The 24353-nt window shown below is 69.7% G+C and carries 12 protein-coding genes; 10 read left to right on the top strand and 2 right to left on the bottom strand.

Annotation, left to right across the window (positions count from 1 at the left end; translation table 11 throughout):
* The first annotated feature begins 13 nt into the window (after positions 1-13).
* The 5 genes from FE633_RS04740 to FE633_RS04720 all read left to right on the top strand — a co-directional run bounded on the left by FE633_RS04740 (position 14) and on the right by FE633_RS04720 (position 6959).
* Complete coding sequence (locus FE633_RS04740; protein WP_138043790.1) at positions 14-1600, top strand: acyl-CoA carboxylase subunit beta; 1587 nt, start codon at positions 14-16, stop codon at positions 1598-1600.
* The gene (locus tag FE633_RS04735) at positions 1597-1830 is read left to right on the top strand and encodes an acyl-CoA carboxylase subunit epsilon (RefSeq protein ID WP_138043789.1); all 234 of its coding nucleotides are present in this window, start codon (positions 1597-1599) and stop codon (positions 1828-1830) included. The genes FE633_RS04740 and FE633_RS04735 overlap by 4 nt, the downstream gene beginning before the upstream one ends.
* Positions 1831-1955: 125 nt before the next feature.
* Complete coding sequence (locus tag FE633_RS04730; RefSeq protein ID WP_138043788.1) at positions 1956-3710, top strand: acetyl/propionyl/methylcrotonyl-CoA carboxylase subunit alpha; 1755 nt, start codon at positions 1956-1958, stop codon at positions 3708-3710.
* Between the two features lies 1 nt (position 3711).
* Entirely contained in the window at positions 3712-4413 is a 702-nt protein-coding gene (locus tag FE633_RS04725; protein ID WP_246113409.1) for a 4'-phosphopantetheinyl transferase family protein, read from the top strand.
* Between the two features lie 518 nt (positions 4414-4931).
* Positions 4932-6959: an N-6 DNA methylase gene (locus FE633_RS04720; protein WP_138043787.1), complete on the top strand. Its 2028-nt coding sequence runs from the start codon at positions 4932-4934 to the stop codon at positions 6957-6959.
* A gap of 4 nt (positions 6960-6963) precedes the next feature.
* On the opposite strand, the gene FE633_RS04715 is transcribed toward FE633_RS04720, so the two are convergent.
* Positions 6964-8448 carry a serine/threonine protein kinase gene (locus FE633_RS04715; protein ID WP_138043786.1) on the bottom strand — a complete coding sequence of 495 codons (1485 nt, stop codon included), beginning with the start codon at positions 8446-8448 and terminating at the stop codon, positions 6964-6966.
* A gap of 152 nt (positions 8449-8600) precedes the next feature.
* Here FE633_RS04715 and FE633_RS04710 point away from each other — a divergent pair, with 152 nt between their 5' ends.
* From FE633_RS04710 to FE633_RS04695, 4 genes are read left to right on the top strand one after another with little or no spacing between them, the layout of a single operon-like run.
* Complete coding sequence (locus FE633_RS04710; RefSeq protein ID WP_138043785.1) at positions 8601-10229, top strand: PD-(D/E)XK nuclease family protein; 1629 nt, start codon at positions 8601-8603, stop codon at positions 10227-10229.
* Positions 10226-11386 carry a pPIWI_RE_Y domain-containing protein gene (locus tag FE633_RS04705; RefSeq protein ID WP_138043784.1) on the top strand — a complete coding sequence of 387 codons (1161 nt, stop codon included), beginning with the start codon at positions 10226-10228 and terminating at the stop codon, positions 11384-11386. Before FE633_RS04710 ends, FE633_RS04705 begins: the two co-directional genes overlap by 4 nt.
* Positions 11379-14987 (top strand): pPIWI_RE_Z domain-containing protein, encoded by a 3609-nt coding sequence (locus FE633_RS04700; RefSeq protein WP_138043783.1) that lies wholly within the window; start codon positions 11379-11381, stop codon positions 14985-14987. The genes FE633_RS04705 and FE633_RS04700 overlap by 8 nt, the downstream gene beginning before the upstream one ends.
* Positions 14988-15009: 22 nt before the next feature.
* Positions 15010-17943 (top strand): pPIWI_RE module domain-containing protein, encoded by a 2934-nt coding sequence (locus FE633_RS04695; RefSeq protein ID WP_138043782.1) that lies wholly within the window; start codon positions 15010-15012, stop codon positions 17941-17943.
* Between the two features lie 2 nt (positions 17944-17945).
* On the opposite strand, the gene FE633_RS04690 is transcribed toward FE633_RS04695, so the two are convergent.
* Positions 17946-18911: a serine/threonine-protein kinase gene (locus FE633_RS04690; RefSeq protein WP_138043781.1), complete on the bottom strand. Its 966-nt coding sequence runs from the start codon at positions 18909-18911 to the stop codon at positions 17946-17948.
* Positions 18912-19108: 197 nt separating this feature from the next.
* Between FE633_RS04690 and FE633_RS04685 the strand changes: the two genes are divergently transcribed.
* The gene (locus tag FE633_RS04685; RefSeq protein ID WP_138043780.1) at positions 19109-24331 is read left to right on the top strand and encodes a DEAD/DEAH box helicase; all 5223 of its coding nucleotides are present in this window, start codon (positions 19109-19111) and stop codon (positions 24329-24331) included.
* Positions 24332-24353: the final 22 nt, after the last annotated feature.

The following is a 24353-nucleotide window of genomic DNA, read 5'->3' as shown; positions in this document are numbered from 1 at the left end:
GAAGGGGCAGCCCATGAGCATCGTCGAGGAGCGTCCGACCGGTTCACCGTCACATCTGCGCGGCTACACCGCGGAACTCGCCCAGCTGCGCGAGACCGTGGTGCAGGGGCCCAGCCAGGCGGCCACCGAGGCACAGCACGCGAAGGGAAAGCTGACCGCTCGTGAGCGCATCGAGCTGCTCTTCGACGAAGGCACCTTCACCGAGGTCGAGGCGCTGCGCCGGCACCGGGCGACCGGTTTCGGCCTGGAGAACCGGCGTCCGCACACCGACGGCGTGGTGATCGGCTGGGGCCTCGTGCACGGCCGTACGGTCTTCGCCTACGCCCATGACTTCCGCATCTTCGGCGGCGCGCTCGGCGAGGCGCACGCCGAGAAGATCCACAAGCTGATGGACCTGGCGGAGGCCGCGGGCGCCCCGGTGGTGGGCCTGTGCGACGGCGCCGGCGCCCGCATCCAGGAGGGCGTCACCGCGCTCGCCGGCTACGGCGGCATCTTCCAGCGCAACGTCCGCAACTCCGGTGTGATCCCGCAGATCAGCGTGATCATGGGCCCGTGCGCGGGCGGCGCGGCCTACTCCCCCGCACTGACCGACTTCGTGTTCATGGTGCGCGGCATCTCCCAGATGTTCATCACCGGGCCCGACGTCGTGCAGGCGGTCACCGGCGAGGTCATCACCCAGGACGCGCTGGGCGGCGCGGACGCGCACGCCGGCACCTCGGGCGTGGCCGCCTTCGCCTACGACGACGAGGAGAGCTGCCTGGAGGACGTACGCTTCCTCCTCTCCTTCCTGCCCGCGAACAACCGCGAACTGCCGCCCGCCGCGGCGTCGGACGACCCCGCGGACCGCCGCACCGAAGCGCTCCTGGACCTGGTGCCGGGCGACGCCAACCGCTCGTACGACATGCGCCGTGTCATCGAGGAAGTCGTCGACAACGGCGAGTACTTCGAGGTGCACGAGATGTGGGGCGCCAACATCATCTGCGCGCTGGCCCGGCTCGACGGCCAGGTCGTGGGCATCGTGGCCAACCAGCCCGCGGTCACGGCCGGCGTCCTGGACATCCACGCCTCGGAAAAGGCGGCGCGCTTCGTGCAGACCTGCGACGCGTTCAACATCCCGCTCGTGACCCTGGTGGACGTGCCCGGCTTCCTGCCCGGTGTGGACCAGGAGCACGGCGGCATCATCCGGCACGGGGCGAAGCTGCTGTACGCGTACTGCAACGCCACCGTGCCCCGTATCCAGTTGATCCTGCGCAAGGCGTACGGCGGTGCCTACATCGTCATGGACTCGCGTTCCATCGGCACCGATGTGTCGCTGGCCTGGCCCAGCAACGAGATCGCGGTGATGGGCGCGGAGGGCGCCGCCAACGTGGTGTTCCGGCGGGAGATCGCCGCGGCCGACAACCCCGACGAGGCGCGGGCCCGCCTGGTCAAGGAGTACAAGACCTCCCTGATGCACCCCTACTACGCCGCCGAGCGTGGCCTGGTCGACGATGTGATCGACCCGGCCGAGACCCGCTCCCGGCTGATCGGGGCCCTCACGATGCTGCGGGCCAAGCAGGTGGCGCTGCCCAGCCGCAAGCACGGGAACCAGCCCCAGTGAGCGACACCGAGCCGTACATCCGGATCACCCGGGGAACGGCGACCCCGGCGGAAGTGGCGGCCCTGACCGCGGTGTTGCTCACCCTGGCCGCTTGCCGGGCCGCTTCCCCGGCAGACGCGGAGACCGAGCCGCCGACGCCGGGCGCGCCTTGGTCCCTCACCCCGGCTCAGGACCGCTCAGCCGGTGCGTGGTCGGCCGGGACCTTCCCGGCCTGGCGGACTTCCGGGTGACCCAGCAACCCGGTAACCCGGAAGGCCCCTCCGCAACGCGAGAACCACCGGCCTACCGCCCCGCTGGACCCACTGACGCGCCGAACCATTGGCCCCCCTGGAACGACTAGAAACGAGGAGAGTCCGTGCGCAAGGTGTTGATCGCCAACCGTGGCGAAATCGCTGTCCGTGTCGCCCGGGCGTGCCGAGACGCCGGGATCGCGAGCGTGGCCGTGTACGCCGACCCGGACCGGGACGCCCTGCATGTGCGGGCCGCGGACGAGGCATTCGCGCTGGGCGGTGACACCCCCGCCACCAGCTACCTGGACATCACCAAAGTCCTCCAGGCAGCCGCCGACTCCGGCGCCGACGCCATCCACCCCGGCTACGGCTTCCTCTCGGAGAACGCCGAATTCGCCCAGGCCGTCCTCGACGCCGGCCTGATCTGGATCGGCCCGCCGCCGCAGGCGATCCGCGACCTGGGTGACAAAGTCGCCGCCCGCCACATCGCCCAACGCGCCGGCGCCCCCCTCGTCGCGGGCACCCCCGACCCGGTGAGCGGCGCGGAGGAAGTCGTCGCGTTCGCCGAGCAGCACGGTCTGCCCATCGCCATCAAGGCCGCCTTCGGCGGCGGCGGACGCGGCCTGAAAGTCGCCCGCACCCTGGAAGAAGTCCCCGAGCTGTACGACTCCGCCGTCCGCGAGGCCGTCGCCGCCTTCGGCCGCGGCGAATGCTTCGTCGAGCGCTACCTCGACAAACCCCGCCACGTGGAGACCCAGTGCCTGGCCGACACCCACGGCAACGTGGTCGTCGTCTCCACCCGCGACTGCTCCCTGCAACGCCGCCATCAGAAGCTCGTCGAGGAAGCCCCCGCACCCTTCCTGTCCGACGAGCAGAACGCCCAGCTCTACAACGCCTCCAAAGCCATCCTCAAAGAGGCCGGCTACGTCGGCGCGGGCACCGTGGAATTCCTCGTCGGCGCGGACGGCACCATCTCCTTCCTCGAAGTCAACACCCGCCTGCAGGTCGAACACCCCGTCACCGAGGAAGTCACCGGCATCGACCTGGTCCGCGAGATGTTCCGCATCGCCGACGGCGAAGTCCTCGGCTACGACGACCCCGCCATCCGCGGCCATTCCTTCGAATTCCGCATCAACGGCGAGGACCCGGGCCGCAACTTCCTACCCGCTCCCGGCACCGTCACCACGTTCGCGCCGCCCGCCGGTCCGGGCGTGCGCCTGGACGCGGGTGTCGAGTCCGGCAGCGTGATCGGCCCGGCCTGGGACTCGCTGCTGGCCAAGCTGATCGTCACCGGCGCCACGCGGGAGCAGGCGTTGCAGCGCGCCGCCCGCGCGCTGGCGGAGTTCACGGTGGAGGGCATGGCCACCGCCATCCCCTTCCACCGCGCCGTCGTCACCGACCCGGCGTTCACGAGCAACCCCTTCCAGGTCCACACCCGCTGGATCGAGACCGAGTTCGTCAACGACATCACCCCCTTCGCCGCCCCCGCCGAGGCAGACCTCGACGACGAACCGGGCCGCGAGACCGTCGTCGTCGAGGTCGGCGGCAAACGCCTGGAAGTCTCCCTGCCGTCCTCGCTGGGCATGTCACTGGCCCGCACCGGCCTGGCCGCCGGCGCCAAGCCCAAACGCCGGGCGGCCAAGAAGTCCGGCCCGGCCGCCTCCGGCGACACCCTCGCCTCCCCCATGCAGGGCACCATCGTCAAAATCGCCGTCGAAGAAGGCCAACAGGTCCAGGAAGGCGACCTCGTCGTCGTCCTCGAAGCCATGAAAATGGAACAACCCCTCAACGCCCACCGCGCCGGCACCATCAAGGGCCTGTCCGCCGACATCGGCGCCTCCGTCACCTCCGGCGCCGTCATCTGCGAAATCAAGGACTGACGTGCCGGTCATCGCCGGTACGTCCGTGGCAACAACCCTGGTCGGTTCCCTACTGCCCACCCCGATCATCACCGCCGAAACATTCACCGACCCACCTCTCCCTGCTCCCCTCTTCCCGGCCGAGGAGAAGCTGATCACCGGCGCCGCGGCCGGCCGGCGAAGGGAGTTCGGCACGTGCCGTGCCTGCGCACGGCAAGCCCTGGAGAGGCTGGGCATACCCCCGGTGGCCATCCTGCGCGACCCGCACGGCGCCCCCCTCTGGCCGTCCGGGGTCGTAGGCAGCCTGACCCACTGCGCCGGCTACCGAGCGGCCGCAGTGGCACGCGCGGCCGACGTGGCGGCCCTGGGAATAGACGCCGAACCCCACGCACCCCTGCGGCACAGCACGGTGCTGGAACGGGTCACGATCCCGGAGGAACGCAAACAACTCGCCGCGCTGTCCGCATGCCGCCCGGACATCCGCTGGGACCGACTCCTGTTCGCCGTGAAGGAGAGCATCTACAAGGCGTGGTACCCCCTCACCGAGGTCGTCCTGGACTTCGACGACTCCGTGGTAGCCATCCACCCGCACTCGGGCACCTTCAAAGCACGCATGCTGGGCAGAAACCCGATCGTCAACGGCGTCCGCCTCTCCACCTTCCACGGCCGCTGGCTGATCGCGGAGGGACTGGTGGTCACGGCGGCGGCGCTTCGGCGGCCTTGACCTGGTGCTCGCCCCATGGCCCCCCTCACGCGGCGGCTACGGGAGGCTGCCGCGCCTAGGTGTTCTGTCCACAGAGGTTGCAGATGATCTCCACGACACCGGAGGTGATGTGGGCGATGGTCATGACCGACCCTCCGGTGAGCGCACCGGCAAGCGTGCCATCCCTGTCTGGCCGACAGCGGACACGGGCGGCCCACTCGGACTGCCCTTGTGCACCGGGAGTCCACCCGCTCAGGGCGCTGTACTCGCTGCTGAGCGCGGGGGCACTTCATGCGTGACCGGACCCGAATAGGCAAGGGCTCCGGAGCGTGTGTGCAGATACGGTCCTGCCAGGTGGCGTTCGCGCCTAAGTGCCGCAAGCTGTTTCACTGAGTGCGAGATTTGTCTGCGTATGGCAAGTAGCAGCGCCCCCCACTTCGGACCCTGCGGTTCCATATGTAAACTCAGTCAAGCAATATTGGCCCGAGCCCGCTCGTGCACAAGTCCGGTGCGGGTCGCCGCGCTTTCCGGAGAGGATCATGTCCAAGAGCACAGGGGCACCCCCGGTTTTCGTCACTCTGGCTGAGATCGCCCGCATCGCCGGAGTCGGACGCGCCGCCGTGAGCAACTGGCGGCGACGGCATGAAACCTTTCCGTCACCCGTGGGTGGAACCGATACGAGTCCGCAGTTCTCACTGTCCGAGGTCGAGGAATGGCTCAGGCGGGAGAGCAAGCTCAAGACGGCGGTCAACCCTCTGGACCGCCTCTGGCCCGAGTACGAGGCGGTGGGCGACCGGGACGCTACAGGCATGCTCGTGGCCCAGGTGGGCCTGCGACTGAGCGGGACAGAGAAGGCAGCCGGGTCGTCGGCCGGATCCGAACTCGACCAACGCCAGGCCCGCCTCCTGGAACGCACGCTGCAGCTGGCCGCCGGAGACGATGCCCGTAAGACCTTCCACTCGCTCTTGGACCGTTGGCTGCGGACTCACGTGCGGCAGATCACCACGACTCCGGGGCGGCTGGCCAATCTCATGGTCAACGTCGCTTCCCTCAGCCGCCAGGAACCAGTGCGCACCGTCCTTGATCCGGCATGCGGCACGGGAACTCTGCTCAGCGCGGCCGGGCGGCAATGGGGCGACGCGGGCAAGCCGACGCTCCGCATTCTGGGGCAGGACAGCGACCGGGTTCTGGTGGAGCTGGCGAAGGCTCGACTCACAGTCGACGGTTTCACTGAGAGTGGGTTGTCGAACATCTCACTGGCAGGTGGAGACACACTTCGAGCTGATGCTCACCCTGAAACAGCAGTTGACGTGGTGCTGTGCAGTCCGCCCTCGAACGAACGCGACTGGGGTCACGCGGAACTCGCCACAGATCCGCGATGGGTATACGGACAACCTCCACGGACAGAATCCGAACTTGCCTGGGTCCAACACTCCGTTGCGGCTCTGGCCCCGGGAGGCGTGGCCGTGCTGGTCCTACCGCCTGCAGTCGCGGCGCGTCGTGCAGGCCGTCGCATCCGCGCCGGTCTCCTGCGGGCCGGCGTGCTCCGGGCGGTGATCGCCCTGCCACCTGGTGCCGCCCCGCCCTACGGTGTCGGACTGCATCTGTGGATACTGCGCACGGAGAGCGCCGGGCAGGGCGGGGCGGAACGCGCCGAGCTCACGCTCGTGGACACCACACACGCCATCCCCCCGGCAGCCGCCGACAAGGTCGGCGTCAACTGGTCCGCGGTCACAGCGCAGGTTGTGGATGCCCTCAGCGGCATGAGCGCGCGGGGAAGCGCCTCGGTCCCCGTGGTCGACCTCTTGGACGAGCAGGTCGACCTCACGCCGGCGCGCCACATTCCGAGGACGCGGGCCGCGACCATCGTCGATCTCCGGCGCTTCTGGGCGCGGTTCGACGGGCATCTGAGCGAACTGCGGGACACCGCTGGCAGCTTGTCCGAACTTGTACCCGTAGACCACGACGAGACGGTGCCGTTCATCGGCGTCGATGAGCTGGAGCGAGCCGGAGCACTGGAGATCCGCGCCGGACAAGGGCTGCCGGAGGCTCTGGTGCGCCGTGGGGAGCGCCAGGAGGACGAAGCTCGCGTCCTCACCGGCGCTCCGCTGTCCGGGCAGGAGCAGCTGTGGCTCTCCGCTTCGGACGTATCGAAGGGCGAACAGGACGGTTCGCTCACTGTCACAGCCTCGCAGGACGTGATCGTCTCCGTGCTGGCCCGTGCCTTCGACGTACGGGTCGACATCGACGCCCCGTCCGTCCTCGGGCCCCAGCTCTCGGCACTCAGGGTCAGTCCCGCGGTCCTCGATCCCTGGTTCCTGGCCGGCTGTCTACGCGCCCCGGCGAACGTGCAGCGAGCCGGTACCCATGCATCCACCACGTCGCGCATCGACCTACGGCGTCTGCAGGTCCCGAGGCTCTCCTTGGAGAACCAGCGACGGTACGGGGAGATCTACCGTAAGATCACCGTCTTCGAGCGCGAGTTGCAGGACATGAAGAAGGTGGGCGCCGAGCTGAGCCGGTCGCTGGGCGACCTGCTGGTAGCGGGGCGACTTCCTCGGGCGTGACCGCTTACGGTGCGGACAGCCGCGCCAGGAGGCCGCTCACCTCTGCCTCGTAGCCCGATTCGGCCAGCTCAAGGGCGACCTCGCGGCAGCGGCTCGCCAACTGGCCCGATGTCGGCGTGACGGCAACGAGTCTGTGCACCACCGCGCGCCAGCCGCTGAACGCCCCTGCGAAGTCCCCCTCGGGCATCCGGCACTCGGCGACTCCGAGACAGGCTTCCAGCACGAGGGGATCCGACGGGTCTCCGTCCTCGACCACTTGCTCGTACTGGCTCTTCGCCTCACGCATACGGCCGTCCAGTCGGGCGGCGTCGGCACACACCAACCGCGCCTCCAGGACGATCGGCTCGCGGGCGCCCCAGTCCGACACGGCCTTGGTCAGCAGGTCTAGGAGTTCCTCGCAGCGGTCGTCCGGGCCGTCGGTGAGCAGCTCCGCCCGCGCCTGAGCGATCCGTCCTACGAACTGGTTACGTCCTAGCCATCCCCCACGGCGACGGACCGGGCGGCGTGACGCGGCACGGCTGGTAGGCGGCGCGTCCGCGTTGCGGGCCACCGGATTCTCCCGCAAGCGGTAGCGGGCGGTCGGATCCGGCTTCAGCTCCGGGTCCGGGGCCGGATCGCCGGACCTCGGCAGGAAGGCGCGCAGGACGTCCAGCACTACCTCGATGGCCTCGGGACGGTCGGCCGGAGTCTTGGCGAGCAGGTCCCAGGTCAGGTCGTCGAGTTCCTCGGGGATGCCGATGTTGATGGTCCGCAGGCGCGGAGGCAGGTCTTCAAGATGCTGGGTGTCCTTGTTCCGGTCCGGCTTGTCCTCGAACGGCTTCTCACCCGTGAGGAGTTCGAACAGAACACAGCCGAACGCATAAAAGTCCACGGAGGCGGAGATGTCCTGTTGGCCCCGCAGCTGCTCGGGCGACATGTACCCGGCGCTGCCCGGTGTGGCACCGAGTGCGGTGTAACGGGTCGCGTCGGGGTCGGTGAGATAGGCGATACCGAAGTCAAGCAGCTTCACTGCTCCGTCCCTGAAGGCGGTGACCACGTTGCCCGGTTTCAGGTCCCGGTGCACCACGCCGTTCGCGTGGGCGTGTCCCAGGGCTTCGGCAACCTGGACGGCGATGGAGATCGCGGCGTCGAAGGGGAACGGGCGGCGCAGGTCCAGGAATTCGCGCAGGCTGACCCCGTCGACGTATTCTATGACGAGGTAGGGCTCCTCGCTCAGGTAACCACGGTGCAGCAGGCGCGGAATCCCCGGGTGCTTCAGTTCCTCAAGGATCGCACCCTCGCGTTCGAACCGTTTCAGCAGCTCGACCCGACGTCGCGCGCGCTCGGCCGGACTGAACCGGCCCTGTGTATACGCGTCGAGACGCAGAACCTTGACCACGACCAGCTGCCCGCTCTCCAGGTCTGTCGCCGTCCAGATACTGCCCATGCCACCCTGGTCGAGTGCTTCCTCGACCCGGTAGCGGTCGTCGAGGACTCCCCCGGCTTCCACACCTCACCCCTAGCGCTCCATGACACGACGGTCAGCCATACTCTAGCGGTTCACAAGCCACATCAAACGAATCGCTTGACTGTGTTCACAGACATGCGCTTCCCTTTGGGGTGTTGGCGCTCTTCTCCCATCACGCCCTCAAGGGGTGCATCGTGTCGCTCCACCTGCCTCCGCCCGGAACGGACGGCGACGTCCAGCTCATCCGCACCTCGCTGCCATTGCTGCGCGAGGACCCCCAGGACTGCCCGCGCGGCAACGCCCTGCGCGCCAGGCCACTGATCGGCCAGATTTCGTCACGGTCGCGGCGGAAGCCAGTCGAAGACTTCGCCCTCGGGCCAGTGATGAACGCCCTGGATGTGATCGAGCACGACGGGGTGGACGTGGAGAGGGCAATTGCACACCTTCGGAGAAACCAGAAGTACCATGCAGGGCACCTGAGTTGGGCTGAATCGGCGGTTCGCTCCTACCTGGCGGCGCGCGAGGCACGGGAAACCCAGCGGCGCGCGCTCGGGCGCCCGGCGACGCTGCCCGTACGCGCCCAGTGGGCCGCCATCACCCAGAGTGAGGTCCCGGACGCCCGCGGAGCGACCCGCTACGAACGCACCGCATGGGGGAGGCGGTACGCGTCCGCTGACGGGTCCGAACGCGAACTGTGGCTCCTGTCCGTGAACTCCGTCAAGGATGACCGGCCCCCGGCCGAGATCGCGGAGGCGGCCGCTGTGACGGCGACGGGCCTCCCCTCCCACTCTGCCTTCCGGGACATCTTCCGCCCAGTGCCCGGCAGCACCGTCCAGCCGCAGCGCGTCCGGATAGTCGGCGTCGGCTGCGGCAACGGCGATCACGACGTGCTGGCCGACTGGGACATCGAGGATGTCGAGCGACAGTTCACCCAACATGCCAGGCTCGTTCTGGGGCGGGTCGTCGAGGACGACCGGCTCAACCCGGGCTCCACCTGCACGCGCTGCGAAGGTCTGGTGGGGTGCGAGCTGCCCCACCGGGCTCCCGGCGTCCTCTCGGTCCCCGGGCCCCGTCGTCCCCGCGCACGCCGTTCCGTCTCGGCGAGCGACCTGCGGGTCCACTCGCTGTGCCCGGCGCAGTTCCACCTCACCCGCGTCCTTCACCTGAAGTCCGGCGACCCGGAGAGCGAGCCGATCCGCAGGGGGCGCGCGGTCGACGAGTGGCTCAACGTCCACCATGGAGAAGGGTGTTGCAGCACGGCACCACTCCCCGAGAGCCTCTCAGGTCTCTCACCGGCCGAACTGCCGACCGCCCTGGCCATGCTGGCCGAGCACCAGCGGGCCTGCCCTCTCGATGGCCTGCCGCCCGATGAGCTCGTACGAGTACAGCACCGCCTGACCGCTTACGACCCCGAGCTGGACGTCGTCCTGATCGCTGATCCCGACCTCCTCTACAGCCGCTCCGGCGGCTGGATCTGGCACGAGACGAAGACGGCCGCGAAACGCCCCTGGGAAGGGCGGGAGTTGATGGAGACCTACCCGCAACTCGCCTTCGCTGTACTGATGATGTCCGCAGGAGTGCCCGGCGGGGACCCACGCCGATCGCTCATCGAGTTGGAGGTGCTGTACGAGGACGGATCCCGCTGCGAGGAGATCGATCCCGGCGATCCGGACACCCAGGCCGAGGCCCACCGCATCATCGCCGAGCTCGCCGGGCCGTGGGCGGTAGACGAGACATACGCCCCGGCGCCCGGCGACCACTGCTCCGGCTGCGACGTACGGGCGCACTGTGCTGGGGGCCGCGCATATCTGGAGGCCCGATGAGCGCGACGCCGGAAGCCACCGAGGACTGGTCCGCGCACCGCGGCATCCCCCTGATGCGCACGCTGGCCACCGCGCTCACGGTGCTGGACGCGGCCATCGGGCCCGATGCCTTCTCCCTTCCCTATCCTCCCGAAGTCCAGCGCGCCCTGGACCGGACGGTTCTGGCCTGCCTGGAGCGCGGGGCCGAGCCTCCGGCGAGCCTGCCCGACCTGCTGGCGTGGTGCCGTGAGCGGCCGGTGGCCGACTGGCCAGTGGACCTGCCTCCTGAGGCTGCGGGCCCCGACGACCTGCTGCTCGACCCGGAGTCCTCACGCCCCACCGAGCTGTGCTACGAGTGGGCGGAGCAGTTCTCGGACAGCGCTCTGGTCCTGTACGACCGCGAGATCATCCGCGCCGCGCTGCGGCTGTGCCGCGAGTACGGCGAGGAGGACGCCTACACCGAGTTCCGGCGGCTCCTCGTCACCCGGCCCGTGCTCACCTCCGCCGAGGAGTGGCTCATCTCGGTGGACCATGTGCTGGACCCGGTAAAGGAACTGCTCAGCAGGATCTACCGTCCCGTCCCGGACAGCTATCTGCGCGGCGACACCTACGCGGTGTGCGGCCGGTGCCACACATTGCTGACCCCGCTGCACGACGGCGGCTGGTGGTGCGAGCGGGACCGCTGCCGCCGCCGAGGCCGACCGCCGGTGGGCCGCCGCATCACGAAGGAGGATGCCGGAGAACTGCTGCAACTGGCCCGTCCCTTACGGCAGTTCGTCACCGGTCCCGGCCGCGCCGAGGTGGACCTGGAGGCGCGACTCACCGCGCTCGGGCTGAAGGTGCGGATGTGGCCGGCATACGACGCGTACGACGTGCACGTCACCTTCCCTGACGGATGGATGTGGGCGGTGGACGTGAAGGACTGGGCCCATCCGGCGTTCCTCGGGCGGGCCGCGCGCCCGGTGCCGCGGGAGCCTCCGTACGACGAGGTGTTCTGGGTAGTGCCGCAGGACCGCGTCGACGACCGGCCGGGCTACATCGCCATGTACGAGCGCAATCGCCCCGCCTCCGCCCGTCACATGCCACTGCTCACAGACACCGAACTGCTCACCCGCGCCGAGTCCCGGCTCTCGCGCGACGTGAGCACCACACAAGGCGAGGAGAACGGCGATGCGTGACCGCGACAGCTGGCACCAGCCCGTCAGCCGGGAACTCACCCGGCTGTGGGACGAGGTGCAGCCCGAACTGGGCAGCGTGAAGCCCAGCCTGCTGTGCCAGGTGGAACTGGCGCTCCGGATCCTGGAGCGCATCGCCCCGGATGAGCCCGCTCGCGGTGCCTACGCCCTCTTCGGTGGTTACGAGTTCGCCCGCGCCCGGGGCTACGTGACCTCCGCCGAGCACGAGGTCATGCTCAGCGCGGGCCGCCATCTGCTGTGGCACTTGCGCCGCGGCCGAACCTGGGAGCGCACGCTGGAGACCTACCGGGGACTTCCGGACCGGCTGCGCGCCTACGACGTCCCCAAGCCGGACCGGCCCGCCCGGCGCAGGGAAGCGGCCGTCGCCTCCGACCGGTTCGCCGTCTACGACACGGCGCTCGCCGACCTGCCTCCGCTCGCCCGCAAGGCCCTGCCCCTCGCGCCGGCGGGCCGCGCCACCTTCGTCGACCGGCGGCGGCCCACATCCGTGACCCTGCCGGAGGGACTAGGGCCCGACCCCGCCCCCGGCCACGCACCGGAGGCGGGACGGCCCGGCGGCGGTGAACCGCTCACCATCAGCCGTGCCGAACTCGTCGCGACCGCCCGCTGGATGGACGCGACCGAGCGGGAGAAGGAGGTCGACAAGCCCGGCCACTGGGAGGACCGCCTCACCGAGCTGCACATCATGCCGCGCGACGCCGACGGGCTCGGTTTCTCGGAGGATGGCGATCTCCACCTCGACGGCTTGCTGCACCTCGCGGGCATGGTCGGTGCGGGCAAGTCGACCCTGATGACGCTGCTCGCGGTCTGGGGAGCCCGCCGGGATCCGCAGCTGCGCACCACACTCGTCGTGGGCGACGTTGCCGAACAGCTGCGGCTGACGGCACTGTTCCGCGACCTCTGCCTGACCGCCACGCCCGTGCTGGGTCTGACCACACGGGAGACCCACGTGCAGCGGTTGCACCGTCGGATCTCCTCACGCGGCCTCACCAACCTCCTGGACCACGACGATCCGGGCTTCGACCATCTGAGCACGGTGTGCGTGGTGGACGCTCTGCGCGGTACCGAGGCCGCACAGCCGCTGCGGTTCGCGGACGCGCCGTGCACCTCGCTCCACCCGGAGACGAAGCGCGCGAAAGACGCCGAGAGCCCTGACCCCGGCGCGCTGCCGGAGCCCTACAAGCCGGGGCAGCGGCAGTCCCCGTCCGGCGACGACCGCCCGGCGGAGGTGAAGGGAACCCCTCACGGCTGCCCCCTGTGGTACGCCTGCCCGCGTCACCGCTCTGCTCGGGAGCTGGTGGACTCCCTGATCTGGGTGGCCAACCCGGCGAGCCTGGTGCAGTCCGCCGTGCCGCGTCACCTGGGCGACGAGCGGCTGCGCCACCTTGAACTGGCTTGTCTGCGCAGCGACATCATCGTCGTGGACGAGGCCGACTCGGTGCAGATGAAGCTGGACGAGATCTTCGCGCCCTCGGCGACGCTGGTCTCCCCCGGCCCCGAGTCATGGCTGGACCAGGTGCAAACGCACCGCATCGAGGAGCTCTCCCGGCAGGGCCGGCTGCCGCTCACCGACCAGGAGGTCGAGCGCTGGTCCGCCTCGCTGACTGTGGTCCACGCCGCCACGGACCGCCTGTACAAGTTGCTCATCGCCGACGAGGACCTGCGCGAATGGGCCGACATCGAGTACTTCAGCCCTTGGACGCTGCAGGAGAAGCTGCTGCGTTCCTGGTTCGCCCTGGAGACCGCCCCCGGGGCTCCCGATGGCGTGTACGACGAGTCGGAGCTGTACGAGGCGTACGAGGACGACGCACCCGAGCCCGAGTCGGCGGGGCCGGAGGCGGATGCCCTTCGCGCCGAACTCACGGAAAGATTCGACGACTTCCGTGACGACCCACTCGGCGGCCGCGGCCCCTACAGCAACACCACCGACGAACTGGTGCGCCTGGCTCAGGACCTGCTCACCACGCTGTCCTCGTCGGACACGCGCGAACGCGTCCTATCCGTACTGCGCCCGCTGCTGGCAGGCACTCCTGCCGCTGAGCGTGCACAGGATGCGGCATGGCTCGACCTGACGGCCCGACGGTTGGAGTTCATGCTGCTGCTGAGCGCCCTCAACCAGCGCCTGGACCGGCTGGTGTTCCTCTGGCCCCAGGTCGAGGCCGCCCTGCACCTCGACTCGACCGGCAACGAGCTCTCCCGCCGTCCCCCGCTCGACTACGCTCCGCTGGTCCCGGAGGCCCCGATGGGCAACGTTCTCGGGTTCCAATACCTGCCCGACGAGCGGGAGCGCGACGTCGAGGGGCGACACAGCGGCACCCTGCGCTTCTTCCGGTGCGCGGGCGTGGGCCGTGAACTCCTGCTCACCCTGCCCGACGTGGGATCCGACCCGGGTGGCGGGCGGAAGGGGCCTCATGTGGTGCTGATGTCGGGCACCAGTTGGGCGGGTACTTCGACGCGCGCTCACGTCGTAGCCCCCATCGGCGCAGTGCTCACCCCCTCGACGCGATCACTTCAGGCCGTGAGTGAGTCGGTCTTCACCACACACTTCCTGTACGACGACGAAGGCCGCCCACTGAGCCTGTCAGGCACCGAGCCGAAGGCCCGGCCGGCCGCCTGCCGGGCGATGGTCAGCCGGCTCGGCTCCCCAGGCCGGGGCGGCGCCCCGAGCCCACTGGAGCAGGGGCTGGCCAAGGTCGCCGACAACCGCCGGCGCCGCGCGATCCTCCTGGTCGGCAGCTACAAGGAGGCGAACACCGCTGCTGATGTGCTGCACGACATGGAGCGCTGGCACGGCCGCGTCCGCGTCCTGGCCGCCGACGACGCGGACCTGGAGCAGGCAGTACGCGGCTCGGGACCAGCCCGGTCGGGATCGGACCGGGCGACGGCGCTTCGCCGGGGTGATCTCGCCTCGTTCGCCGAGGACCCCACCGCGGAGATCCTCGTGGCACCGCTGATGGCCGTTGAACGCGGGCACAACATCCTCAACGCCCAGCGCAACGCGGCATTCGGCACAGCCCTGTTCCTCGCCCGACCGCACCCGCGCCCGGACGACCTGGCCCTGGCTGTGTTCGCGATCAACGACTGGGCGACGCGGTTCGCGCGGGACGAACCCGGGCTGCCACAGGGCACGTTCGACAAGCTGGCCACGGCCGCGGACGACTTGGACGCCGCTGGGCTGGCCTTCCGGCACGTGGCGCGCGGCGAGTGGCGGCGGCTGCTATCCCGCCGCTACATCTACTCCCGTCTGTCCGACCACGAGAAGAAGTCCTTCACCTGGGACCAGCTCGTGACCATCTGGCAGGTCATCGGTCGACTGGTACGTGGCGGCGTACCGGCCCGTGTTGTCTTCGTCGATGCCCGGTTCGCCCCTCACACGGCCAAGCTGCTCTCGCCCGGCGCCGCGGCAGTGCCGCTCCCGCAGGAGGACGGTCTGCTGACCGGCCTGCGCGACGTCCTCGCCCCGTACTTCGCGGACGGCGCCCCACCGCCCGACTGTCCCGACCCGGCGGACCCCGCAGTCGCCCGGCTCCTGTACGCGCCGCTGTACAAGGCGCTGCGGGAGATCACGCACCACGCCTCGTGACCTTCACCGAGAGGACCCGATCATGGCTCGCCGCTACGACATCCGCACCGCGTCCTGGCTTCCCGTCTCCCGGGACGTCTCCGCCACCGGCCGGTACCGCGCCCTGACCTTTCCGGAGCAGTGGCACGGGCCGCTGCTCGCCCTGTGCAACGAGGGACGCCGAAAACCCCTGGAGACGGTCCCCACGTTCCGCATGGATCAGGTGGTTCAGACCCTGGCGCCGGACGTCCTGGTCCGTCCGCGCCCGCGCCGGGGCGAGCACCCGGACTTCTGGCTCTACGCTCCCTCCGACCTGCCCAGTCCGCTGCCCCCTGCGGCGTTGAACGGGCTCATCAGTTCCTGGCTGAAGGACCTGCGCCCCGAGCCGGAGCATCGGAAGCTGCTGGCCGAGACGCGGGCCGCGCTGCTGGAGGATCCGCCCGAGTGGCGAGAGAACGTGGAGGTGGAGCTGCTGCGCTGTCCGCCGACGGACGGCGGCACCGCTGCCCCGGACCCGCGCCAGTTCCAGCTGACCACGGACTGGCTGGCGCGGCGGATCCTCGAACTGGACCCGTACGACTTCGGGGCTGGCAAGCTCCACTTCCGCGCCATGCCCCGTGGCCCGCGCGACCAGGGCGCCGAACTCGTTTCCCAGGCCCGGCAGTTCGAGGGCGGCAAGGGGTGGTACTCGGTAGTCCTCAACATCACACTGCACACGGTGCCCTTCGATCCTCTGCCCCGCTTCCATCTGCACTGCCACGTCCGGCGGTACGCGACCCGGGTCAGTTCGACGTCGGGGCGGCTGTATCTGCCGTACGGCCGCCGGACCACGGTGCTGCTCAGGCCCCGCGTGCCGTGGCTGCCCGGGGCGCCCGCGAGTGACCGGCTCGCGGTGGCGCGGCTGGCGTGGAGCAAGGGTGGGCACGACTGGGTGGGCGGTGGTCCCGCCGGGATGCTGCGCAGCATGTCGCTCACCGAATCGTTCCCGGACGCCGGGGCGATCCTCACCGAGCCGTCCGCGTGGCTCAAGGACGGTATGCGGGCTGCCGTGGTGTACAGCACGGCGATGGGGTCGCACGAGGTGGGCCACGGTCTGATGCCCGACCAGCGCTCCCGGATCGTGGAGTGGGCCGGGCAGGCACTGCCGGAGCAGCTGCGTACGGCTCCGGCCCTGGTGCGCACCCGGCTGTCCGGCAGCGCCCCGGCCAACCCGCGCCGCGAAACGTCCGAGGACCCTGCGAAGACCGTTGAGGAGCAGAAGCGCGCGGAGGCACGTCGCAAGGGCACCGCCTTCGCGCTGCGGGGCCTGCTCCCGGACGCAGACCCGGGTGAACTGCCGTGCCTGGAGGCCAGGCTGTACTGGCAGACCCCCGAGATGCGGGACACGGCCGTCGACGCGCTGGTCGCGCACCTGGACCTCAAGGGCGACGGTGGCGCGCCGGACGCCGAGGCCGCCTACGACAGCCCGGTGGTGCTGGAGTGGCAGTCGCCGGAACTGACGGTCCGGTTGCGCTGCCGCAGGCTGACCGGTTCTCTCGGCGGAGACCTGGCCCTGGCCGAGGGCTCCCGGCACTCCCGCGAGGAGATGACCGCTGCGATTGCCGTCCGCCGAAGGGAGACGGCGGCCTTTGTCGCCGAGGGCGGCTCGTCTCCCGTGCCGTCGCCCGCCCTGGTCGAGATCGACCGGGCGACGGACTTCACATCCCTGGACCACGACGCGAAGTTCGCGTTGCGGCTCGGCTGCGCGGACGCCGGTCTCCTGACCCAGTTCGTGGCGGTGCCGAAGAAGGCCAAGGGTTACAACAGCGAGAAGAACAAGGAGTTCCGGGCGGCCAAGGCCTGGGACGACGCGCTACGGCAGCTCGGCGTGCGCGTCCACCCCGAGCACAGCCTCGGCGAGCGGCTGCCCGAGGGCATGCGCTATGCGGCCGTGTGGATGGTCCGCAAGAACAGCCGCAGCAGGACCCGCTGGGCCGGGCACCTGTCGGTCGCGGTGCTCGTGACGCCGGAGGCGTCGGGCGAGGGTCTCGCACGGGTCGAGGGATGGGACGACGATGCGCGCGCCTGGGTGCCGTACCCCGTCATGCTGCTGCGGCTCACGAAGCGATCCGAGGTCCCCGCGGGCACGATTCCCGCACCTCGGGTCGGCGAGCCGGCGATGACTCGCCCGTCCTGGTGGGCGGACATGGCTCAGCAGCGCCAGGCGACCGAGGAGTGGCTCCAGCGGGTGCGCCGCACGCTGCGCGGCACGCCGACGCTGCTGCTCGCGTACGGCCAGAACATGCGCTCGCACTGGACGTGGCTGCAGGACGGCAAGGTCGTGGCCGACAAGTTCAAGGACGGCCATGCGCCGGCCCGACGACTGGATCCCGACCTGCGGCTGGTGCGAGTGCGCACGGCTCGGAACCGCGAGACGGCCCAGTGGTGGGCCCAGAACCCGGACGGCGCCAACGGACTGTCCGCCCATCTATGGACGGACCCGACGCTTGACTCCGGCAATGCCCGCGTGTTCTGGTCCACGACCCCGAAGGCGCGCACGGCCAAGCTGTCGGTGGCCGCGGACAAACTCGCGCCCCGCGTAAACACCAAGGGCAAGCTGACCATCGACACCGACAAGCCCGCCTGGAACCCCGGCCTTGTTGAACTGGCCGTCCTCGGCTGCCATCCGGACGACGGGGACTCCCCGGAAGCCCTGGCACTCGCCGTCCACCAGCTCCGGCAGGCCCCCGACCTGCCGGACCCGCTGAGCCTCCCCCTGCCGCTGCATCTCGCGGGCCTCGCGCAGGAGTACGTCCTGCCGACGCGGGGTGAGGGCGGCGAGGACTCCGCCAAGCCCGCTGCCGACGCGGTCCAGGACACCGACCCCGACACGGCGGCGGCGCCCGGCCTGGCGGCCGAGCCGGAGCCCGACGATCTCCCCGAGGAACCGCTTGCGCCGACGGAGACGTCGGTGACCGAGGAGACCTCGACTCCGTAGCCCTACCGCGCTCCGTCCGCCTCCCTCGCCCACTGGCGGACGGGGCGCGCGTCCGGCGCCATGGGGTACAGGAAGGGCCGGCGCGGATCGGCCTCCGCCCAGGGCACCAGAGCGCCCTCCGGCGTACCGGGCACGGGCAGGTGGACGGCGAGGCGCCGGTATACCTCTCCCGCATGTGCGGGGCGGTCGGTCGGCTTCTTCGCCAGCAGTTCCAGGACGAGGGTCTCGACGTCCTCCGGGGCGTCAGGGCGCAGCGCCCGCAGTGGCTCGGGCGCTGCCTCCGTGTGCAGGCTTGGCACCATCAGCGGGCTCTCGTGCTCGAACACCCGGCGCCCGGCAAGCATTTCGTGGATCAGGCAGCCGAGGGCGTAGAGGTCGGTGCGCCGGTCGACGGGCTCGCCCATCACCTGCTCGGGCGCCATGTACTGGAAGCTGCCGAGCCGTTCGCCGGTGGTGGTGAGCTTCTTGGTGTCCGCGTCGAGGATCGCGGCCACGCCGAAGTCGAGCACCTTGACCACGCCGTCGGTGCGGACGCGCACGTTGCCCGGTTTGAGGTCCCTGTGCACGACGCTGCGGGCGTGGGCGGCGGCGAGGACGGAGCAGATCTGCACGCCGACGGCAGCGGCCTCCTCCACGGCGAGCGTCTCGTGCTCCGCGATGTAGTCACCCAGGTCCAGCCCTTGGACGTACTGCATGACCAGGTAGTGCGTACCGGTCTCAACGCCCAGGTCGTACACCGCCGCGAGTCCCGTGTGGTCGAGTTTGGCTACGGCCTTGGCCTCGCGCTCGAACCGTGCGGCGTCGTGGGCGATCTGGGCGGACGTCAGTCCGCTCGCCGGCGTCATCGTCTTGACGGCGACACCTCGGCCCAGATGTTCGTCATCCGCCATCCACACTTGTCCCATACCGCCGTGGCCGATGGCGCTTTTGATGCGATATCGCTTGGCGATGAGCGTTCCGATGTCCATAGGTGACTGAGTGTGCCACTGTCGTCTACGGCGAGGAATCGCACCCTCGGGCATCTGATTCACAACTCAGATAAGTCGTACACGTTGACTGAGTTCACAGACAACGTTCTAATGGGAGCTCAGACAATGCGGCCCACCGCCCCCACCGCACCCATTACGGTAAAGGCGCAGGTCGGCGTGGAACGAGTGAGGGTTTTGTGGACGTCTTCAAGGTGCACGAGCAACTGATCGCCGACTACCGGGCCTTCACCACGAGTTCGGTCGTCCTGAAGAACGACCGGATCAAGAGCACAGTCGACGAGGCACTCGTCCAGGGCGACCAGTGGCCCCACCCGTGGCTGTCCCTCAACCCGAGCTTCCAGCCAGGCGGCTCGGTGACCCAGCTCGTGCAGGAGGGTCTGCTGCACCCCGAGTGCGAGCGGGTCTTCCGTGTCGGCAAGGAAAAGGACGGCTCGCCCCAGCAGGGTCGCCCCATCGCCTTCCACCGCCACCAGCGGGCCGCCATCGAGGCCGCCCGTTCCGGCAGCAGCTACGTCCTGACCACGGGCACGGGTTCCGGGAAGAGCCTCGGCTACATCGTCCCGATCGTCGACCACGTGCTGCGCGCCAAGCAGGAGGGTGCGGCCTCCGGCGTCAAGGCGATCATCGTCTACCCGATGAACGCGCTGGCCAACAGCCAGAAGTTCGAGCTGGAGAAGTTCCTGCGCCACGGGTACGGCGAGGGCGGCGAGCCCGTCACCTTCGAGCGCTACACCGGGCAGGAGAAGGAGGACGAGCGCGAGAGGATCCTGGAGAGCCTGCCGGACATCCTGCTCACCAACTACGTGATGCTGGAGCTGATGCTCACCCGGCCACGCGAGCGCAAGGCGCTGATGCGGGCCGCTCAGGGACTGAAGTTCCTCGTCCTGGACGAGCTGCACACCTACCGCGGCCGACAGGGCGCGGACGTGGGCCTGCTGGTCCGCCGGGTACGCGACACCCTGGCCGCCGACGACCTCCAGTGCGTGGGCACCTCGGCGACCATGTCCACCGAGGGCACCCTGGAGGACCGGCGGCGAGCGGTCGCCGATGTCGCAACCACCCTTTTCTCGACCCCCGTCACCCCGGACCGCGTGGTCGGCGAGACCCTGGTCCGCGCCACCTCCGGGCGTGAGCCGAGCGACGCCGAACTTGCCGACCGCGTGATGGCGAACGCCCCCTCGACCGACTACGACGTCCTCAAGGACGACCCGCTCGCCGCCTGGATCGAGACCGAGTTCGGCCTGCTCACGCTCACTGACGGCCCGGACAAGGGCGCTCTCGTACGAGCCGAGCCGACGACCGTCAAGACGGCGTCCGAGAAGCTCGCCGCCCGCACCGGTGAGTCGGAGGAGACGTGCGTGGCCGCCATCCGCGACACCCTGCACGCGGGTTCGCAGGCCAAGGACGAGACGAGAAGGCCCCTGTTCGCCTTCCGCCTGCACCAGTTCCTGTCCAAGGGCGACTCGGTGTACGTGTCCCTGGAGGACGAGGAGAACAGGCACATCAGCCGCACCTACCAACTGCGCGTGCCCGGCGCCAAGGAGAAGATCCTGCTGCCGCTGTCCTTCTGCCGCGAATGCGGCCAGGAGTACCTGACGGTGGCCCGCGAGGAGCGCAAGGACGGCTCGTTCGCCTTCCGACCGCGCACCGAGGACGACGAGGACAACGGCTACCTGTACGTCAGCGCCGAGAACCCCTGGCCCGAGGACACGGGCAAGGCGATCGACGAGCAGCGCTTCCCGGACAGCTGGGTGGTGACTGACGACAAGAAGGGCGTCCCCGTCCTGGCCGACAGCCGGCGCAAGCGGGCCCCGCAACAGGTGTGGGTGAAGCCCGACGGATCGGTGGTCGACCGCGGGCAGGGCCTGTACACGGCCTACATCCCCGTGCCCTTCATGTTCTGCCTCAACTGCGGCGTGAGCTACGAGACCGCGCGCGGCAACGACTTCGCCAAGCTGATGACGATGGACCGCGAGGGCCGTTCCACGGCGACCTCCCTCATCAGTTCCAGCATCGTCCGCCACCTCAAGGAACTACCGACCACCGAACTCGACGAGGACGCACGCAAGTTGCTCACCTTCGTCGACAACCGCCAGGACGCCAGTCTCCAAGCCGGCCACTTCAACGACTTCGTCCTGGTCACCCAACTCCGCGGCGGTCTCTACCAGGCGATGGTGGAGGCCGGCGAGGAAGGGCTGCTGCACGAGGACGTGGCACCCGCCGTGGTGAAGAAGCTCGGCCTGACGCCGCAGGACTACTCGCAGAACCCGAAGGAGCCGTCCGGTCAGGCGAAGCGCACCCTGCGCGCCCTGGCCAAGGTGGTCGAGTACCGGCTGTACCTGGACCTGGAGCGCGGCTGGCGGGTCACCATGCCCAACCTGGAACAGACCGGTCTGCTGCGTCTGGAGTACGCCGACATGCAGGAGATCTGTGAGGACGAGGAGCGCTGGGCCCAGGCCTGCGGCCCCCTGAGCTCTGCCGACCCTCTGAAACGTGCCGAGCTCTCCCGCATCCTCCTGGACGAGCTGCGGCGTGTACGTGCCGTGGACTTCCCGTACTTCGAGCAGGCCGAGTTCGACGAGTTGCGCAGGCTGTCGTACCTGCTCAACGACGCGTGGGGACTCGCCGAGACCGAACGCACCCCGCCTCCGCCCGGTACGGCGTACACCCGTCCGGGCCGTCCGGGCCGGCCGCGCGGTGAGCAGAACCTGACCGCCAGGTCCGACTTCGGCCGGTTCCTGCGCAGGCCGGGCCAGTTCCCCGCGTTGGGACAGCCGCTGGACATGGCCGAGGCACAGGAGCTGATCGTCGACCTGGCCAAGGTGCTGGCGGATGCCGGTCTGCTCACCGAGGTCCCGGCCGGACGTGGTGAGACCCCCGGTTACCGCATCAACCACACGACCGTGATCTGGACGGCCCGCGACGACGAGTTCGGTGCCGTGGACCGGCTACGCCGCACCTACGGCAAGGGCAAGGGCCCGCGTGTGAACCTGTTCTTCAAGGACCTCTACAAGAACGTCGCCGCCACCCTCGCCGGCCTGGTGGCCCGAGAGCACACCGCGCAGGTACCCGCTCCGGTCCGCGAGACACGCGAGGAGGACTTCCGCAAAGGCATCCCCCTGCCCGTGCTCTACTGCTCCCCCACGATGGAGCTCGGCGTCGACATCGCCAGCCTGAACACAGTGGCAATGCGGAACGTCCCTCCCACGCCCGCCAACTACGCCCAGCGCAGCGGCCGGGCGGGCCGCTCCGGACAGCCCGCGCTGGTGACCACATACTGCGCCACCGGCAACAGCCACGACCAGTACTACTTCCGCCGTTCGAACCTGATGGTCGCGGGCTCGGTCGCCCCGCCCCGCCTGGACCTCGCCAACGAGGACCTGGTGCGCTCGCACATCCACGCCATATGGCTGGCCGAGACCCACCTCGACCTCGGCAAGCGCATCCCGCACTTCGTCGACGCCGACGGCGACACCCCCTCGCTGCGGATCTATCCGCAGTACGTGGAGAAGATCCGCGACCCCGCGGCGCAGCGGCGCGCACTGCGCCGGGCGACGGCGGTGCTCAAGGACTCATTGGATGTCCTGAAGGACACCTCGTGGTGGGACGAGCAGTGGCTGGAGCGCACGGTCGAGAGGGCTCCGGGCGGCTTCGACAACGCGCTCGGCCGCTGGCGCGAGCTGCTGCGGAAGGCTCTGAAGGAACGCGAGATCCAGCACCGGCGCATCGTCGACAACACGCTGGGCAAGGACGCCTCGGCGCAGGCCGAGCGCCGCCGCCACCAGGCGGAGACGCAGCTGAAGCTCCTGAAGAACGAGGACACGAACGGCAGCACTCTCCTGTCGGACTTCACGCCGTACCGCTATCTGGCCTCCGAGGGCTACCTGCCGGGCTACTCCTTCCCCCGGCTGCCCCTGGCCGCGTTCATCCCGGGCACCGGCCGTGCCGCGCGCTGGGGCCCGGACGGCGACTACCTCCAGCGGTCGCGCTTCATCGCGATCCGCGAGTTCGGCCCCGGCGCCTTCATCTACCACGAGGGCAGCCGCTACCAGGTGGACCGCGTCCAGCTGCCCACCAGTGCTTCCGGCGACCTGCAGACCGAGGAGGCCAAGGTGTGCGAGCACTGCGGCTATCTGCACGTCGGGGAGGAGCTGGAGAACACCTGTGACTTCTGCGGCGTGGAGCTGACCGACGCCCGCTACAACCTGCTGCCGCTGCGCACGGTCTTCACCAGGCGCCGCGACCGGATCTCCTCCGACGAGGAGGAGCGCCAGCGCACGGGCTACTTCGTCGAGGTGTCGTACAAGTTCAACAAGCACGGCTCCCGGGACGGTTCGCTGAACGCGGCCGCCGCCGACGCGAACGGCGAGCCGCTTGCCGACCTGACCTACGGCGACAGTGCCACGGTCCGCCTCACCAACCTCGGCCACCGGCGCAGCAAGCAGCGCTCGGGCTTCTGGCTCGACCCCATCGAGGGCAAGTGGCTGGACGCCAAGAAGGACCAGGACAAGCCCGGCAAGCTCACCACCGACGAGCAGGACGGCCTGGAGAGCGCAGAGAAGGCGGACCGCAAGGTCCCGGTGATCCCGTACGTCCAGGACACCCGCAACATCCTGGTGCTCCAGCTGGCCACACCGATCACCGCGGAGATGGCGGTCACGCTCCAGTACGCCCTGGAGCGGGGCATCGAGGCCGAGTTCCAGCTGGAGGACAGCGAGCTGGACACCGAGCAGCTGCCTCCCTTCGACGGGCTCCGGGACCGCATCCTGTTCATCGAGAGCAGCGAGGGCGGGGCCGGCGTCCTGCGGCGTCTGCAGGCCGAGCCGAAGGCGCTGCGCCGGGCGGCCGCCCGCGCTCTGGAGATCGCCCACTTCACCTCGAACGGCACGGACAAGGGTGGCCGCGAGGACGGACCGACCTGTGAAATGGGCTGCTACGACTGCCTGCTGTCGTTCGGCAACCAGCGCCACCACCAGGTCATCGACCGCCACCTCGTGAAGGACCTCCTGCTGAGCTTCGCCGGGGCACTGGTCACCGACACCGGTCCGGGCGTCTCCCGGGACGAGCACGCGCAGGCCCTCATCGACGGCGCCGACAGCACGCTGGAGCAGCGGTTCGTGGCCTTCCTGGCCCACAACGGGCTGCGGCTGCCGGACAAGCAGCAGTTCTTCGTCTCCAGCGCGCTGTCCCGTCCGGACTTCGTGTACGAGACGAAGATGGGCCCGGTCGCGGTCTTCATAGACGGCCCGCACCACGACGGCGAGCTGCAAGCCCAGCGTGACGAGGACGCTCAGGAGCGGTTGTACGACGACGGCTGGGAGGTCATCCGCTTCCGGCACGACGACGACTGGTCCGAGGTCACCCGCAGGTACGGTTCGGTGTTCGGCGTCAGCGACTGACCGGCCCGTCGACTCCACTACG

Origin of the sequence: Streptomyces montanus (genome assembly GCF_005786655.1) — a bacterium.
Classification (GTDB): Bacteria; Actinomycetota; Actinomycetes; order Streptomycetales; family Streptomycetaceae; genus Streptomyces; species Streptomyces sporangiiformans.
Note: the sequence above shows the minus strand (reverse complement) of the source record. Positions and strands in the feature narration are given on the sequence as shown.

Excerpts from the sequence above, each read along its gene's own strand:
- FE633_RS04705 (WP_138043784.1), top strand. The coding sequence starts at position 10,226 with ATGAGCGCGACGCCGGAAGCCACCGAGGACTGGTCCGCGCACCGCGGC.
- FE633_RS04720 (WP_138043787.1), top strand. The coding sequence starts at position 4,932 with ATGTCCAAGAGCACAGGGGCACCCCCGGTTTTCGTCACTCTGGCTGAG.
- FE633_RS04690 (WP_138043781.1), bottom strand. The coding sequence starts at position 18,911 with ATGGACATCGGAACGCTCATCGCCAAGCGATATCGCATCAAAAGCGCC.
- FE633_RS04695 (WP_138043782.1), top strand. The coding sequence starts at position 15,010 with ATGGCTCGCCGCTACGACATCCGCACCGCGTCCTGGCTTCCCGTCTCC.
- FE633_RS04740 (WP_138043790.1), top strand. The coding sequence starts at position 14 with ATGAGCATCGTCGAGGAGCGTCCGACCGGTTCACCGTCACATCTGCGC.
- FE633_RS04700 (WP_138043783.1), top strand. The coding sequence starts at position 11,379 with ATGCGTGACCGCGACAGCTGGCACCAGCCCGTCAGCCGGGAACTCACC.